This is a genomic window from Streptomyces sp. NBC_01498 (assembly GCF_036327775.1).
Taxonomy (GTDB): Bacteria; Actinomycetota; Actinomycetes; order Streptomycetales; family Streptomycetaceae; genus Streptomyces.
Map to the genome: position 1 here is coordinate 2620104 of NZ_CP109598.1, position 15761 is coordinate 2635864.

Annotated in this window: 12 protein-coding genes; 3 read left to right on the forward strand and 9 right to left on the reverse strand. The window is 72.9% G+C overall.

Features of this window, described 5'->3' with window-relative positions:
* Positions 1-250 precede the first annotated feature (250 nt).
* The 4 genes from OG875_RS10915 to OG875_RS10930 all read right to left on the reverse strand — a co-directional run bounded on the left by OG875_RS10915 (position 251) and on the right by OG875_RS10930 (position 5125).
* Entirely contained in the window at positions 251-1240 is a 990-nt protein-coding gene (locus tag OG875_RS10915; RefSeq protein ID WP_330174033.1) for a malate dehydrogenase, read from the reverse strand.
* A gap of 786 nt (positions 1241-2026) precedes the next feature.
* The gene (locus OG875_RS10920) at positions 2027-3067 is read right to left on the reverse strand and encodes a DUF2690 domain-containing protein (protein WP_330174034.1); all 1041 of its coding nucleotides are present in this window, start codon (positions 3065-3067) and stop codon (positions 2027-2029) included.
* 442 nt (positions 3068-3509) lie between these two features.
* Positions 3510-4247: a DUF3017 domain-containing protein gene (locus OG875_RS10925; RefSeq protein ID WP_330174035.1), complete on the reverse strand. Its 738-nt coding sequence runs from the start codon at positions 4245-4247 to the stop codon at positions 3510-3512.
* An 11-nt stretch (positions 4248-4258) separates the two neighbouring features.
* Positions 4259-5125 carry a bifunctional methylenetetrahydrofolate dehydrogenase/methenyltetrahydrofolate cyclohydrolase gene (locus OG875_RS10930; protein ID WP_330174036.1) on the reverse strand — a complete coding sequence of 289 codons (867 nt, stop codon included), beginning with the start codon at positions 5123-5125 and terminating at the stop codon, positions 4259-4261.
* 355 nt (positions 5126-5480) lie between these two features.
* On the opposite strand from OG875_RS10930, the gene OG875_RS10935 reads away from it, so the two are divergent.
* Positions 5481-6080 (forward strand): hypothetical protein, encoded by a 600-nt coding sequence (locus tag OG875_RS10935; protein WP_330174037.1) that lies wholly within the window; start codon positions 5481-5483, stop codon positions 6078-6080.
* A gap of 187 nt (positions 6081-6267) precedes the next feature.
* Here OG875_RS10935 and purH read toward each other — a convergent pair whose 3' ends face one another.
* A complete protein-coding gene (purH, locus tag OG875_RS10940) occupies positions 6268-7926 on the reverse strand; it encodes a bifunctional phosphoribosylaminoimidazolecarboxamide formyltransferase/IMP cyclohydrolase (protein ID WP_330174038.1) in 1659 nt (552 codons plus the stop codon).
* A complete protein-coding gene (gene purN, locus OG875_RS10945; RefSeq protein ID WP_330177698.1) occupies positions 7923-8528 on the reverse strand; it encodes a phosphoribosylglycinamide formyltransferase in 606 nt (201 codons plus the stop codon). Before purN ends, purH begins: the two co-directional genes overlap by 4 nt.
* A gap of 362 nt (positions 8529-8890) precedes the next feature.
* Between purN and OG875_RS10950 the strand changes: the two genes are divergently transcribed.
* Positions 8891-9907, forward strand: coding sequence for a hypothetical protein (locus OG875_RS10950; protein ID WP_330174039.1), 1017 nt, complete (start codon positions 8891-8893; stop codon positions 9905-9907).
* Positions 9908-9997: 90 nt separating this feature from the next.
* Here OG875_RS10950 and OG875_RS10955 read toward each other — a convergent pair whose 3' ends face one another.
* Positions 9998-12013 carry a cell division protein PerM gene (locus OG875_RS10955; protein ID WP_330174040.1) on the reverse strand — a complete coding sequence of 672 codons (2016 nt, stop codon included), beginning with the start codon at positions 12011-12013 and terminating at the stop codon, positions 9998-10000.
* A 125-nt stretch (positions 12014-12138) separates the two neighbouring features.
* Here OG875_RS10955 and OG875_RS10960 point away from each other — a divergent pair, with 125 nt between their 5' ends.
* Positions 12139-13500, forward strand: a complete 1362-nt coding sequence (locus tag OG875_RS10960; protein ID WP_330174041.1) for a helix-turn-helix domain-containing protein — start codon at positions 12139-12141, stop codon at positions 13498-13500.
* Positions 13501-13669: 169 nt separating this feature from the next.
* On the opposite strand, the gene sucD is transcribed toward OG875_RS10960, so the two are convergent.
* Positions 13670-14554, reverse strand: a complete 885-nt coding sequence (gene sucD / locus OG875_RS10965) for a succinate--CoA ligase subunit alpha (protein ID WP_330174042.1) — start codon at positions 14552-14554, stop codon at positions 13670-13672.
* Between the two features lie 20 nt (positions 14555-14574).
* Positions 14575-15750, reverse strand: a complete 1176-nt coding sequence (gene sucC, locus OG875_RS10970) for an ADP-forming succinate--CoA ligase subunit beta (protein WP_330174043.1) — start codon at positions 15748-15750, stop codon at positions 14575-14577.
* Between the last annotated feature and the right edge of the window lie 11 nt (positions 15751-15761).

A 15761-nucleotide genomic window follows, 5' to 3' on the forward strand; every position in this document is an offset into this window, starting at 1 on the left:
CGGAGCGGCAAAACAACGCCCTTTCCCCGTGCGGCGGTTGGCCCGGAGCGGCCCGGCGGCCCCGGACACGACAGAGCTCCCGGCGGCCTGCTGGCGGCTGCCGGGAGCCGGGTCGTGCCACGTGTTTCCGCGTACGTACGGGTGAGGCGTGGGGCCTGGGCCCCGGGATCGCGGCCGTTCCCCGGTAACGGACTTCTCCGGTCGCGGAGTTACCCGGGTCGCGGGGTTACGGAGCAGCGGGGTTACGGGGTCAGAGCAGCCCGAGCTCGCGCACCGCGTCGCGCTCCTCGGCGAGCTCCTTCACCGACGCGTCGATGCGCGCGCGCGAGAAGTCGTTGATCTCCAGGCCCTGGACGATCTCGTACGTGCCGTTCTTCGCAGTCACCGGGAAGGACGAGATGAGGCCCTCCGGGACGCCGTACGAACCGTCCGACGGGATGCCCATGGACGTCCAGTCGCCCTCGGGGGTGCCGTGGATCCACGTGTGGACGTGGTCGATGGCGGCGTTGGCCGCCGAGGCCGCCGAGGACGCGCCGCGGGCCTCGATGATCGCCGCGCCGCGCTTGGCGACGGTCGGGATGAAGGTGTCGGCGAGCCACTGCTCGTCGTTGACCGTCTCGGCGGCGTTCTTGCCCGCGATCTCCGCGTGGAAGATGTCCGGGTACTGGGTCGCGGAGTGGTTGCCCCAGATGGTGAGGCGCTTGATGTCGGAGACGGCGGCGCCGGTCTTCGCGGCGAGCTGGGAGATCGCCCGGTTGTGGTCGAGACGGGTCATCGCGGTGAACCGCTCGGCCGGTACGTCGGGGGCCGCGGCCTGCGCGATGAGCGCGTTGGTGTTGGCCGGGTTGCCGACGACGAGGACCTTGATGTCGTCCGCGGCGTTGTCGTTGATGGCCTTGCCCTGCGGCTTGAAGATGCCGCCGTTGGCGGTGAGCAGGTCGCCGCGCTCCATGCCCTTGGTACGGGGGCGGGCGCCGACGAGCAGCGCGACGTTGGCGCCGGAGAAGGCGGTGTTCGCGTCGTCGGTGATGTCGATGGAGCGGAGCAGCGGGAAGGCGCAGTCGTCGAGCTCCATGGCGGTGCCCTCGGCGGCCTTCAGGCCCTGCGGGATCTCCAGGAGACGCAGGCTGACCGGCACGTCCGCGCCGAGCAGTTGGCCGGAGGCGATACGGAAGAGCAGCGCGTAGCCGATCTGGCCGGCTGCGCCGGTGACGGTGACATTCACGGGAGTGCGGGTCATGGCGGTCTCCGTTAGACAGCGGTGGAACGGCGGGCGGCAGGGGCCGTGCCCCTGGGGCGGGCCATCTCTCCGACGGCGGGGTGAATCTTGTCTTGACGTGAAGAGACAACCGCCGGCCAGGCTATCCGACGCCCCGCCTCCCCATCCGTCCGGGGCGCGACGAGCGGGGACCCGGGCGGGGCCGCGTACGGGTGGGGTAGTGCCTCCGGGCCGGGACGGGGACAGCGACCGGGCGTACGGCCTCCGGGACGTGGGCGCGCTGCGGAAACGGGCCGACGGCTCACGGGGCCGCCGGGAGCAACCAGGCGTACGGGCCTCCGGGGCCGGGGCGAGGACCGCGACCAGCGGGGTACGGCCTCCGAAGCGGGGCGAGGACCGCGTCCAGCGGAACACAGCCTCCGGGCCGGGACGCACCCAGGAGGTCAGGCCGACGACTCACGGGGCCAGAGATACCAGGTGAACGGGCCCCGACCAACGACCCATCGGGCCGGGGACAGCAGCCGGGCCCATGGCCTCCAAGGCCCGGCGAAGACCGCGACCAGCGGGGTACGGCCCTCCGGGGCCGGGACGCGCCACGGGAACTGGCCGACAGCCCACTGGGCCGGAGGTACGCCACGGGCAACGCGCCCACGACCCATCGGGCCGGGGACAGCGACTGGGCCCACAGCCTCCGGGGCCGGGGCGAGGACCGCGACCAGCGGGGTACGGGCCTCCGGGGCCGGGCCGGGACAGCGACCGGGCGTACGGCCTCCGGAACGGGGCGCCCCACGGGAACGCGCCGAGCGGTCACTGGGCCGGTGTCGTGCAGCCCTTCGTGCCCGTCGTCAGCGTCGCGCACGCCTTCGCCTCGTCGGACGTGGCTACCGCGACCATCGGGGTGTACGCGTCCCGGTCCGCGTTGACCGTGCCCGTCTGGGGGGTGCCCTCGCCCTGCTCCGAGGCGATGTCGACGGTGTCGCCGGGGGCGGCCTGGGTGATCCGGGCCCAGGCCACGCCGCAGGTCTCGCTGTAGCGGACCTCGACCACCGCCGTGCCGACCGTCGCGGTCGCCGACGTCACGGCGAACTCGCCGCCGCAGCCCATCAGTTCGGGGTCCTCGCCCTCGCACTCGTCACCCGCGCACTTCACCCCGGCGGGCAGCGCGGGCGCGCTCGTGGTCGGTTTCGGCGCCGGGGGCGCGGCGGTCTCCTTCGTGTCGCCGCCTCCGAGATCCGTCAGCAGGAAGGCGCCGGCCAGCACCGCGAGCGCGCCGACGAGGGCCACCGCGAAGATCACCGCTTTGCGCCTGCCGCGCCCGCCCGAGCGGGGCGGCGGGCCCGCCGGCGCACCCGCCGGGGCGTTCGCCGGAGGCCGGTACGCGCCCGCGTGCCCGGGGTCCGGCGCCGGACCCCTGCCGGACCTGCCGGAGCCGGAACCCGGAGGTGTCGCCGTACGGCCGCCGGGGCGGCTGCTCCCGGCGCCGCCGGGGCCGCCGACCGGGTCGCCGCCGTACTCCCCCAGCGCGTCCCGCGCCTGGGTTATCCGGATCGCTTCCATCGTCATGTCGTGGCGCATCTCGGCGCGGCTCCAGGCCCGCTCCGACAGCTCCCACATCGTCGTCAGGTGCAGCGGATTGGTCCCGGTCACCTCGGCGAGGGCCATGATCGCGCCCCTGGGCGGAAGCAGCCTGCCGTTGAGGTAGCGCTCCCAGGAGGTCTTGCTGTAGCCGGTGCGGTCCGCCACGGCCGCGATGCTCAGGCCGCTCTTGTCGACGAGCCGGCGCAGCTGCGTGGCGAACTCCTTGACCTGAGGGTCGAGTTCCTCCGGTAGTGCCTTCCAGCGAGGCATTACTTCCCCCTTGTCCCACCAGGCGTTCCTGAATGTGCCGTGTGCCGGGCGCGCCCCCCGCCGGCCGACGACCACCCCAAGGGATGCGTGGAACCGGGGCTTCAGTTCCAGAAAAGGAAGTGCGCCGGAGCGATCGGGACGGTCCTCGCGCCCCCTCGCACGCCGTCTCCGATTCCGTCCCCCAGTCTCGCATCCGTTTCCCGGCGATCACACCATGCCGGAATGGTCACCTCCATGCCACAGGCACCTGCGGGCTCTTGATCCCCTTTGGCGTGTCCGTGACGCTGGCCACATGCCGACGGCGCCCGTCCTGACTCGGGGGAGGGGATGGGCGCCGTCCGCTGTCGTGCGCGTTCGTGCGTGTTCGCTGTCGTGCGTGTTCGTTGTGGTGCGAGTTCGCCGGGGTGCGTGCCCAGGAGCAAAAGTCGTCCGGGACAGGGACCTACGGAACCGTGGAGTGGACCACGTCCTCCAGGAACGGGATCTCCAGCAACGGGCTCGGCTGCGTCATCAGTGACAGCAGCACGATCGCGACCCCCAGCAGCCCGTACGTCACCATGTCGGTGAAGCGCGACCGTACGGCCAGCATGCCGACCGACGGCATGACCCGCCGCAGGATCGCTCCGGTGATCAACGCCACACCGATCAGGATCGTGCCGTAGCGGAACGACTCCTCGAACGGCGCGACCCCGACGATCAGCAGACCCAGCCCCGTAGCGCCGAGCACCGTGAGCAGCGGCCACTGGCGCGCGGGCGCGGGCGCGTCGCCCGGGGCGGCACGGCCGCCGCCCTCGGGGCGCGCGGTGTCCTGGGTGACGGTCGGGAAGCGGCGGGAGGTGCTGGGGGCCGTGTCCGCCCTGCCCCGTGCCTCACCCTCGCCGGTCTCGCCCTCGGCGATCCCGCCCGCGCCGGGCGGGCCGTCACCCGCCTCGCCCGCGCCGGAGCCGCCCTCGCCCCTGTCGCCGCCTTCCGCTCGTCCGGTCGGCACCGCGACCGCTTCTCCGCCGCCGCGGGTCTCGTGCCGTACGCCGTCCGACGCCGTACCCGTACCCGCACCTGTGCCCGTGCCGCCGCTCGCGACGGCGGCCCCGCTCACGGACCCGCCGTCGCCGGGCGCGCCCGGTTTGCCGGGGTCGGCGGACTCCGCCGCGTCGGCACCCGTACTCGTACCAGCACCCATGGGTGCCCCTTTCACGTTCCGCTACCGCTTCCGGCGCGCTCCGCCGCCTCGACGACATTGACCAGAAGCTGTGCGCGGGTCATCGGGCCGACCCCGCCGGGGTTCGGCGAGATCCAGCCTGCCACCCCGGCGACGTCCGGGTGCACGTCGCCCGCGATCTTGCCGTTCTCGTCACGGCTGACGCCGACGTCGAGCACCGCGGCGCCCGGCTTGACGTCCTCCGCCTTGATGATGTGGCGCACCCCGGCCGCCGACACGATGATGTCGGCCTGCCGCAGATGCGCGGAGAGGTCACGGGTGCCGGTGTGGCACTGGGTCACCGTCGCGTTCTCCGACCTGCGGGTGAGCAGCAGGGGGATCGAGCGGCCCACGGTGATCCCGCGGCCGACGACCACGACGTGCGCGCCCTTGATCTCGACGCCGTGCGCGCGGAGCAGGTGGATGATCCCGTACGGGGTGCACGGCAGCGGCCCCGTCTCGTTCAGCACCAGCCGGCCGAGGCTCATCGGGTGCAGCCCGTCGGCGTCCTTCTCCGGGTCCATCAGCTCCAGGACGCGGTTGGTGTCGATGCCCTTGGGGAGCGGGAGTTGGACGATGTAGCCGGTGCACTCGGGGTTGGCGTTGAGTTCGCGGACGACTGCCTCGATGTCCTCCTGGGAGGCGGTGTCGGGCAGCTCACGCTGGAGGGAGGCGATGCCGACCTCGGCGCAGTCGCGGTGCTTGCCGTTGACGTACCAACGGCTTCCCGGGTCGTCCCCGACGAGCAGGGTCCCGAGGCCGGGCGTGATGCCCCGTTCCTTGAGGGCCGCCACGCGGACGGTCAGGTCGGACTTGATCGCGGCTGCGGTGGCCTTGCCATCGAGAATCTGGGCGGTCATGCGCCCATCTTCGCGGATGACCCCGCCGCTGTTCCAATTCGAGGCCGGGGAAGGGTCGCGTACGACGGTCGGAGGAGGTCGCGGACACGGCCGGGGAAGGGTCGCGGACACGGCCGGCGAGGGGGTCGGGGGCGGCCGGGACGCGGTGCCCCGCCCGGTCGGGGAGTCAAGATCATCGGCAGATGCCCAGGTTGCGCTTGCACAACGCATACCGATACCGGCTGGACAAAAGGTCGATGCCAAACGCACGATGAGCCGCGCAGCGCGCGGCAGTGTTGGGGGACAGACCGCTCGGTTCTTGACGTTCCTCCTTCGATCCGCGATCTCCCCGCATCATCAACGGAGGAACCCCGCCATGAGCTTTGGCGACCCGAACAACCCGTACGGACAGCAGGGCCAGCCCCAGGGCCAGCCGGGCTACGGCTACCCGCAGCAGGGCCAGCCCCAGCAGCCGCCCCCGCCCAACTACGGCTACCCGCAGGCGCCTCCGGTCCAGCCCGGCTACGGCTACCCGCAGGGGCCCATGGGCGGCGGCCCCCCGCAGTCCATGCCCGGTCTGATGACCGCGGCCCGTGTCCTCATGTACATCATGGCCGGGTTCCAGATCATCGCCGCCATCATCTTCGCCATCGCGCTGGCCGCCGTCTCGGACGTGGCCGACAGCGAGTCGGGCGACGCGCTGGCGGGCCTCGGCTTCATCGGTGTCGTCATCCTGCTGGTGGTCTCCGGCGCGACGATCTTCCTCGCGGTGAAGTTCTCCACCGGCGGCACGGCGGTCCGGGTCTGCACGATCGTCTACGCGTCGCTGATCCTGCTGGGCGCGCTCACCAACTTCGCGACCGGCCAGGCGAGCGGCGCCGTCAGCGCCGTCATCGGGCTCGTGATCGGCGGCATCATCCTCGCGTCGATGGTGACCTCGCAGGCATCCGCGTGGTTCAACCGTCCGCGCTACTGACACCGCCGCACCCGCGTCTGCCGGAAGGCCGTAACTCCCTTGTCGGTGAAGGGGGTTACGGCCTTCCGCCGTTCGTCGGCACAGAGGCCGTGCGGTCTCCCACTGCGGGCGCGGTGCGGGCGCGGTGCGAACTCGGTCCGGACAACAGCTTGTTGCCCGCGCCGGGATCAGCGGGAATCAGCGGGGATCAGTGGAAGAAGTGCCGCGTCCCCGTGAAGTACATCGTCGCGCCCGCCTTCTTCGCCGCCTCGACCGTCAGCTCGTCGCGCACCGAACCGCCGGGCTGCACCACGGCCTTGACCCCCGCCTCCAGCAGGATCTCCAGACCGTCGGGGAACGGGAAGAACGCGTCCGAGGCCGCGTACGACCCGCGCGCCCGCTCCTCGCCCGCGCGCTCCACGGCGAGCTTCGCCGAGTCCACGCGGTTGACCTGTCCCATGCCGACGCCGACACTCGCGCCGTCCTTGGCGAGCAGGATCGCGTTCGACTTGACCGCGCGGGACGCCTTCCACGCGAAGGCCAGTTCGCGCAGTTCGGCGTCGGACAGCGGGTCGCCGGTCGCGAGCGTCCAGGTCGACGGGTCGTCGCCGGCCGCCTGGAGCCGGTCGGTGACCTGGAGCAGCGCGCCGCCGTCGACGGGCTTCGTCTCGACGGTGGCGGCGGGGGCGCCCGCGCAGCGCAGCACGCGGATGTTCTTCTTGCGGGACAGCACCTCGACGGCGCCGTCCTCGTAACCGGGGGCGACGATGACCTCGGTGAAGATCTCGGCGACCTGCTCGGCCATCGCGACGGAGACCGGCCGGTTGACGGCGATGACACCACCGAACGCGGAGAGCGGGTCGCACGCGTGGGCCTTGCGGTGCGCCTCGGCGACATCGCCGGCGATCGCGATGCCGCACGGGTTGGCGTGCTTGATGATCGCGACGCACGGCTCGGAGTGGTCGTACGCGGCACGGCGCGCGGCGTCCGTGTCCGTGTAGTTGTTGAAGCTCATCTCCTTGCCGTGCAGTTGCTCGGCCCCGGCGAGTCCGCCGCCCGTGCCGTCGGTGTAGAGCGCGGCGGGCTGGTGCGGGTTCTCGCCGTAGCGCAGGACGTTCGTCCGCTCGTACGTCGCGCCCAGGAAGTCCGGGAGCCCGGAGGTGTCGGCGGCGGCGTAGTCGGCCGCGAACCAGGACGCCACCGCGACGTCGTACGCGGCGGTGTGCCGGAACGCCTCGGCGGCCAGGCGCTTGCGGGCCGTCAGGTCGAACCCGCCGTCCTGTACGGCCTTGAGGACGTCGCCGTACCGCGCGGGGCTGGTGACGATGGCGACCGACGGGTGGTTCTTCGCGGCGGCGCGGACCATGGAGGGGCCGCCGATGTCGATCTGCTCGACGCACTCGTCGGGGGTGGCCCCGGACGCGACGGTCTCGCGGAACGGGTAGAGGTTGCAGACGACCAACTCGAAGGGCTGGATGTCCAGTTCGGCGAGCTGTTCGCGGTGCGAGGCGAGCCGCTGGTCGGCGAGGATGCCGGCGTGGACGCGCGGGTGCAGCGTCTTGACGCGGCCGTCGAGGGTCTCCGGGAAGCCGGTCAGCTCCTCGACCTTGGTGACGGGCACACCGGCGGCGGCGATCCGGGAGGCGGTGGAGCCCGTCGAGACGAGCGAGACGCCCGCCGCGTGCAGACCGAGGGCCAGGTCCTCCAGGCCGGTCTTGTCGTAGACGCTGACCAGCGCGCGGCGGACGGGCCGCTTCGTCCCTTCCGCCGGCGCCGTGCCGGTCTCGGCGGCGGTCGCCGCGCCGGTCTCGGCAGTCGCTGCCCTGGCCGTTCCGGCGGTCTCTTCGGCGGTCTTCTCGACGCTCACGGGATTGTTACCTTTCGTCCCTCAATGCGGTAGCCGTGCCGGGCGAGACGCCCCACGACATCGACGAGCAGCCGTCGCTCGACGTGCTTGATGCGCTCGTGGAGCGCGACGCCACCGTCCTCGTGATCCTCGTCCCGCACCTCGACCACGCCTTGCGCGACGACCGGGCCGGTGTCGACGCCGTCGTCGACGAAGTGGACGGTGCAACCGGTGACCTTCGCCCCGTACGCGAGCGCGTCGCGGACCCCGTGGGCACCGGGAAAACTGGGCAGCAGGGCGGGGTGGGTGTTGATGAACCGCCCGCCGAAACGGGCCAGGAAACGCTTCCCGACGATCTTCATGAAGCCCGCCGAGACGACGAGGTCGGGGTCGTACGCGGCGGTGGCCGCGGTGAGCGCGGCATCCCACTCGTCGCGCGTCGCGTGGTCCCTGACGCGGCAGACGAAGGTCGGCAGCCCGGCCCGCTCGGCCCGTTCGAGGCCGGTGACGGAGTCCCGGTCGGCGCCGACGGCGACCACCCGGGCACCGAAACCCCCGGGATCGGCGGCGACGGCGTCGAGCAGGGCCTGGAGGTTCGTACCGGAGCCGGAGACCAGGACCACGAGCCGGGCCGGGGAGCCGAATTCGACCCGGGAGCCGGGTTCCGGCGGGGTGACCGGGTCGTCGGGGGCGGGCGGGGACGGCGGGGAGGCCACGGCGGAACGCCTTTCTGGAAGCGAGCACAGCCTCGCGGGTCGTGCGGGTCGTGCGGCTTTGTGTGGTCGTACGAACGACTCGCGCTCCCCGTGTCGGGGAACTCTACGAAGGAGCCGACCGTCAGCAACGATACCGGCACACCGCACGGCCCCCGGGGGACGGGGGCGCGGGCGGGAGGTAGCGTCTGGGGACACGGCCCCGTCTCCAGGGCGGGCCATACGACACGAGACCCCTTGCGCCAAGGGTCTGAGGGGAAGACGTTCACCAGATGCCGGACCGACGACACCGCACGGCACTCCCTGTTCCGCAGCCCGCCGGGCCGGTGCTACTGCTGCGGGAACGCCAGTCCTCCTCGTCCACGGGGTCCTCGGGTTCTTCCTCCGACGGGCCTGGGTCTTCGGGTTCCTCGGGTTCCTCCGAGGGGGCCGGGTCCTCGGGTTCGTCCGGGTCCTCCGGGTCCTCGGGGGGGTCGGGATCCTCAGGGGGTTCCGGGTCCTCGGGTTCCTCGGACGACAATCCGTTCGCGCCGCCGCCGGAGGACCGGCCCGACCAGCCGTGGCGCCCCCGCGATCCGCAGAACGGCGGCGACCCGTCCGACGACCGGTCGTCGGAGGGCGACCGCCCCTCCTGGGGCGGTCAGTGGAGCAACCGCCAGCCGGGCCGCTCGTCGGGCGGTTTCGGCGGCGGATCCGGGAGCCAGAACAGAACGGGCGGCCAGGACGGCCCCGGTGGCCGCCAGGACGGTCCGGACGACCGGCCCGGCAGGGGCGGACTGCGCTGGGACCCGACCGACCCGTTCCAGCGCCGCGCCCGCTACTCGCTGCTCGCCGGCATGTGGGCCCTCTTCGCCGTCTTCGGCTTCCCGTACGTCGCGCTGCTCCTCGGCGCGCTCGCGCTCTACTGGGGCGTCAGTTCGCTGCGGGCCAAGGCGCAGCTGCCGCGTACGGGCACCGACGGCCGGGCGGGGGCGCGCAGCGGCGACGTACGTACGGCCTCCCGGCCGGACAGCGCATCGGATGCGGCGGCCCGGACGCCGGCCACCTCGGACGGCCCGGACACGCCGGCGCAGGGCGCGACGGGGCGCAAGCCGCAGAAGCCGGTCGCGGTGAGCGGGATCGTGATGGCGACCATCGCGCTGCTGGCCGTGGCGACGACGTTCAGCGTCCAGCTCATCTACCGCGACTACTTCACCTGCCTGAACGACGCGCTGACGAAGACGGGCCAACTGGCCTGCAACGAGAAGCTTCCGGATTCCCTGGAGTGGGCCTTCGGCGTCAAGAAGTAGCCGGGGCGGCACCCTGGCGCGTGTGACGGCGGCCCCGTCCCTCCCGGTCTCGGGAAGGGACGGGGCCGCCGCTCGTTCGGGTGGTGCGGGTCAGTCGGCGGTGGCGGGGGCGGTTTCGGGAGCTGGGGCCGGGGCGGGGGTGGTGGCGGTGGGTTGCGGGGCCGGCTGCGGATCCGGGGCCGATTCGGGGTCGGAGGCCGGGTGAGGGGCGGGGGCGAGGTTCGGGGCCGGGTCGGTACGCGGGTCTGGATGCGGGTCTGAATGCGGGTCTGGGAAAGGCTCGGCCTCCGACCGGGGCGAGGGTGCGGCCCGGGGCCGGGGCTCCGGATACTCGGCGGGCTCGGGCTCGGCCTCCTGCTCGGAGGGCGTCGGCGGCTGCGTCGGCGGGAAGTCGGCCATCAGGCCGCCGGACGCCTGCCGGATCGCCGCCCAGCGTGCCTCCTGGGCGTCCCGGTCGTGCCAGACCTCCATCGGCGGGAAGGGGTACGGCTCGTCCGCCCGGCCGGACGGCGGACCGTCCGCTCTTCCCTCCCCGGTCCCGCTCTTCGCGGGCTCAGGGCCCGGGTCCTGCGCCGATGCCTGTGCCTGCGCCGGTGCCGGTTCCGTCGCCTCGTCGTCCCTGGCGTCCCCGTTGCCCCTGTGGTCCCCGGCGGCCGTACCGTCCCCGGTCGCCCGTCCGCGCCCCCACGGCCGCCTCCGCCACCACACCGCCCGCGCGCCGGTCGTCGCAACCTCCGCCGCGCCGCCCTCCCGTGTCCCGCCCGCCCTCTTCCCGCCCGTCCTCTTCCTCTTCGCGTTCGCCCCGTTCGTCTCTCCTCTCTTGTGCGTCGCGCGCCGCGCGCGCAGCCGCCAGGCCCGTACGAGCAGCGCCGCCGGTACGCCGATGCCCACCGTCCAGGCCAGCGCCGCCGCCCCGGTCAGCCACCAGACGGGGCCGAACTCGGCCAGCCGCCCCGTCCCGATCGGCCCGCCCGCGAGCGCGGCCGGCACCGCGATCAGCACCGCGCACCCGATACCGGCGGCCGTCACCGCGAGGGTGGTCTCGCGTGCGCTCCAGGCTTCGTCCCGCTCGGAGTAGGGCGGGGCGGCGACCCTTACGGTGAATCCGGCGATCACCAGCCCGGCCACCAGCGGCACCACCCCCGCCGCCCATGTCACCGGCATGCCGGGCCCTTCGCCGGGCACGGCCGCCAGCAGCGGGAAGGGCGGCAGGACCGGGCTGCCCGTGACGGCCAGCGGGGTGACCGTCACGGACGTGCCGAGGGCGAAGCCGGGGCCGAGGGCGTACGACGCGCCCCAGACCGCCGCGTTCGGGAGCAGCGCCAGGGACAGCAGCAGCACCGCGATCCGCCCCGACCAGTCCGCCGTCAGCCCCAGGAACGACTCCTGCGCCGCGCCCCCGTGCCACACCAGCGCGCCGACGACCAGCAGCAGACCGCCGCCCAGCAGCACCGTCGTCCCGGCGGTGGCCGCCCGCACGGCGACGACGGCCCGGCGGCGTCTGCCGACCGCACGGGTGGGCGCGCCCCCGCGGCCGGGCAGCCGGGCCAGCAGCGGGCGCAGCGGCCGTCCGCTCGCCACCCATGATCCGGCGACGGCCGACAGGAGCGGCACGAGGGGCAGTCTGACGGCCGCGTCGAGCGTGTTCGTGGAGAGCGGCCCGCCTCGCGCGTAGAGCACGACGGCGGCGCCGACCAGCAGATATCCGCCCCCGACGGTGCACACCGCGCCGAGCGCGGTGAGCTGGGGCCGGTTCTCGTCCGGTTCCAGCGCGTCGCGCGCGGACCGGTAGACCAGCCAGGCCGGCAGGGCTGTGACCAGCAGGGGGACGAGTCCGACGGGCGCGGGCACCCCGGACAGCGTGTCGGGCCGGACCAATTCGGCGCCGTGGGCCAGCAGCCAGAGCGCCGCCGCGATACGCAGGGCTCCCCCGGCTCCGCTGTCGGGGTACGGCGAGCTGATCCAGGCCGCGACGACCAGTACGGCGAGGGCGCCGAGGCCGAGGCCCGCGGCGAGTCCTCCCCGGAGGAACGCGGCGGTCAGCGCGGCGGCCCGGCCCCGTTCGGTGGCGGAGGCCGAGGACAACGTGGTGCGACGCTCGCTCACTTGGGTCACCCGGCCATGCTCCCAACGACACGCGCTCAAACCGGGTAACAGGCGGATAGCCGCTGTGTCGCTCAATATACGTTTATGTACTTTTTCGGCCAGTACAGTGCTGCGAGGAGTGCTCGATGACGCAGAGCACCACTCGTACCTCTTCCGCGCCGCCGCTCCCCTCCCCCAAGGAGCGGCGCCGACTGCGCGAGGCGAAGGCGATGACCGAGAAGCAGGTCGCTCTGGCGCTGGGAGTCACACGGGCGACGGTCCGCTCCTGGGAGACCGGGCGCACGACACCGCGAGGGCGCAGACGCGAGGCGTACGCCCGGCTGCTGGCGGCGTACGCGGCGGAACTCGACGCGGCGGCGGGCGGGGAGCCGGCGTGCGGGGAGCCGTCGGGACCGTTCGAAGAAGCGCCGGCCGCGATGGACACGCCGGACACGACGAACGCGCCCGACGTGAACGACTCCGCTGCGGCCTCCCGGGCGGCGACGCGGCAGAAGGGGGCCCGCGCCGAGGGGACCTCGACCGCCGACGGCATCTCCCTCCGGAAGGTCCTCCCCGGCGAGCCCAGCCCCAAGAGACCGCTCAACCGCCGCCCCGTCCGCGCGGTCGAGCCCGGGAGCCCCTCCGAAACCCCGGCCCGAGCCGCCGCCTCCAGCTCCTCCGAGGCCGCCGCCGAGGCCGAGACCGAGAGGCTGACGCCCGCTCAGGCATTCGACGAGTTGTACGCGTGTGCCTCCCCGGCCCTCGTACGCCAGACCTATCTGCTCACCGGCCGCCGCACGCTCGCCCAGGAGTCCGTCGAGGGCGCCTTCCAGCTGGCCTGGCACCGCTGGCCCGAGGTCGCGGTCGACCGCGACCCGGCCGGGTGGGTACGGATGGCGGCGTACGACTACGCGACCTCGCCCTGGCACCGGTTCCGCCGCGCCCACCGGCACCCGGACCCGCCCGGCGGCGACCGCGAAGGGCGCCCGCTGCGCGGCGCGTTGCTCGACCTGCCGCCGATGCACCGGCGCACGCTGCTGCTCTACGACGGTCTGGGCCTCGACCTGCCGGGGACGGCCGCCGAGACCGAGGCCACCACCCCGGCCGCCGCGCACCGGCTGCTGCACGCGCGCGAGGCCGTGCTGGAGCGGCTGCCCGACCTGGAGAACGGGGAGGTGCTGCACGAGCGGCTACGCGCGCTGGTGGAGACGGTGTCGGCCCCGGCGGTCGCGCCGGGCTCCGCCGTACGGCTGAGCGGTGAGCGCCGTGCCAGGCTGTGGACACGGGCCGCGATCGCCGTCACGGTGCTGATCATCGGGGCCACGGCCTTCACGGTCGCCACGGCGCCCAGGCAGTACGAGCCGGCGCCCGCGCCCGGTCAGCGGGTGGGCGGGATCCCGGCGCCGATGGGGCCGCAGCGGCTGACCGGCGAGGACCTGAAGCTGCGGGCCACGCTGCACGCCGTGCCCCTGAACGGGCCGGAGCGGCTGCGCCCCCGGATTCCCTGAGCCCCGCCCCGCCCGCTCTCACGCGCCCCGCCCCGCCCGGAAAACGGAACGCGCGTGGGCCCGCACCACCTGAAAGGTGCGGGCCCACGCGAGTGGAGCGGCGTGACGACTGCCGTGCTGCGTACGACCGTACAGCCAGGACAAGCTGGAGTCAGCCCGCGAGATCGACCTAGCCCGCGAGAATGGCCCGCGCGAGACCGGCCGTCTCGGTCGGCGTCTTGCCGACCTTGACACCGGCGGCCTCCAGGGCCTCCTTCTTGGCGGCGGCCGTACCGGACGAACCGGAGACGATGGCGCCGGCGTGGCCCATCGTCTTGCCCTCGGGCGCCGTGAATCCCGCGACGTAACCGACGACCGGCTTCGTCACGTGCTTGGCGATGAAGTCGGCCGCGCGCTCCTCGGCGTCGCCGCCGATCTCGCCGATCATCACGATGAGGTCGGTGTCGGGGTCGGCCTCGAACGCCTTGAGGGCGTCGATGTGCGTCGTGCCGATGACCGGGTCGCCGCCGATGCCGATGGCGGACGAGAAGCCGATGTCACGGAGCTCGTACATCATCTGGTAGGTCAGCGTGCCGGACTTGGACACGAGACCGATACGGCCCGGCTTGGTGATGTCGCCGGGGATGATGCCGGCGTTGGACTGGCCCGGCGTGATGAGGCCGGGGCAGTTGGGGCCGATGATGCGGGTCTTGTTGCCCTTGCTCGACGCGTACGCCCAGAAGGCGGCGGAGTCGTGCACGGCGATGCCCTCGGTGATGACGACCGCGAGACCGATCTCGGCGTCGACGGCCTCGACGACCGCGGCCTTGGCGTGGGCCGGCGGCACGAAGAGGACGGACACGTCGGCGCCGGTCTTCTCCATCGCCTCCTTGACGGAGCCGAAGACCGGGACCTCCGTGCCGTCGAAGTCGACGGTCGTACCGGCCTTGCGCGGGTTGACCCCGCCGACGATGTTGGTGCCGTCAGCGAGCATGAGCTTGGTGTGCTTCATGCCGGTGGCACCGGTCATCCCCTGGACGATGACCTTGCTTTCCTTGGTCAGGAAAATAGCCATGGTGTTGGTGACCTTTACCTTTACTTCGCAGCCGCGAGCTCGGCGGCCTTGTCGGCCGCGCCGTCCATGGTGTCCACACGCTGCACGAGCGGGTGGTTGGCGTCCGACAGGATCTTGCGACCCAGCTCCGCGTTGTTGCCGTCGAGGCGCACGACCAGGGGCTTGCTGACGTTCTCACCCTTGGACTTGAGCAGTTCCAGGGCCTGGACGATGCCGTTGGCGACCTCGTCGCACGCGGTGATTCCGCCGAAGACGTTGACGAAGACGGACTTGACGTCCGGGTCGCCCAGGATGATCTCCAGGCCGTTCGCCATGACCTCGGCCGACGCGCCGCCGCCGATGTCGAGGAAGTTGGCGGGCTTCACGCCGCCGTGGGCCTCGCCCGCGTACGCGACGACGTCGAGGGTGCTCATCACGAGCCCCGCGCCGTTGCCGATGATGCCGACCTCGCCGTCGAGCTTGACGTAGTTGAGGTTCTTGGCCTTGGCCGCGGCTTCGAGGGGGTTGGCCGCGGCCTTGTCCTCGAGAGCCTCGTGGTCGGGCTGGCGGAAGTCGGCGTTCTCGTCCAGCGAGACCTTGCCGTCCAGGGCGATGATCGTGCCGTCACCGGACTTGATCAGCGGGTTGACCTCGACCAGCAGGGCGTCTTCCTTGATGAAGACGGTCCACAGCTTCTGGAGGACGTTCGCGACCTGGTCGGCGATGTCGGCCGGGAACTTCGCGGCGGCGACGATCTCGGCGGCCTTCTCCGGGGTGCAGCCCTCGTTGGCGTCGACCGGGATCTTGGCGAGCGCGTCGGGGTTCTGCTCGGCGACGACCTCGATCTCCACGCCGCCCTCGACGGAGGCCATGGCCAGGAAGGTCCGGTTGGTGCGGTCGAGGAGGAAGGAGACGTAGTACTCCTCCGCGATGTCAGCCGTCTGAGCCAGCATCACCTTGTGGACCGTGTGGCCCTTGATGTCCATGCCCAGAATGGCGTCGGCCTTGGCTACCGCGTCGGCCGGGTCGGAGGCCAGCTTGACGCCGCCCGCCTTGCCCCGGCCGCCCACCTTGACCTGCGCCTTGACGACGGCCTTGCCGCCGAGACGCTCGGTCACCTCGCGCGCCGCCTCAGGCGTTTCGATGACTTCACCGGCCAGCACCGGTACACCGTGCTTGGCGAAGAGGTCCCTCGCCTGGTACTCGAACAGGTCCACGCGCGTCCGTC

Coding starts and splice junctions, on each gene's coding strand:
- OG875_RS10920 (WP_330174034.1), bottom strand. CDS start 3,067: ATGCCTCGCTGGAAGGCACTACCGGAGGAACTCGACCCTCAGGTCAAG.
- OG875_RS10935 (WP_330174037.1), top strand. CDS start 5,481: ATGAGCTTTGGCGACCCGAACAACCCGTACGGACAGCAGGGCCAGCCC.
- OG875_RS10960 (WP_330174041.1), top strand. CDS start 12,139: ATGACGCAGAGCACCACTCGTACCTCTTCCGCGCCGCCGCTCCCCTCC.
- OG875_RS10930 (WP_330174036.1), bottom strand. CDS start 5,125: ATGACCGCCCAGATTCTCGATGGCAAGGCCACCGCAGCCGCGATCAAG.
- OG875_RS10950 (WP_330174039.1), top strand. CDS start 8,891: ATGCCGGACCGACGACACCGCACGGCACTCCCTGTTCCGCAGCCCGCC.
- OG875_RS10925 (WP_330174035.1), bottom strand. CDS start 4,247: ATGGGTGCTGGTACGAGTACGGGTGCCGACGCGGCGGAGTCCGCCGAC.
- sucD (WP_330174042.1), bottom strand. CDS start 14,554: ATGGCTATTTTCCTGACCAAGGAAAGCAAGGTCATCGTCCAGGGGATG.
- OG875_RS10915 (WP_330174033.1), bottom strand. CDS start 1,240: ATGACCCGCACTCCCGTGAATGTCACCGTCACCGGCGCAGCCGGCCAG.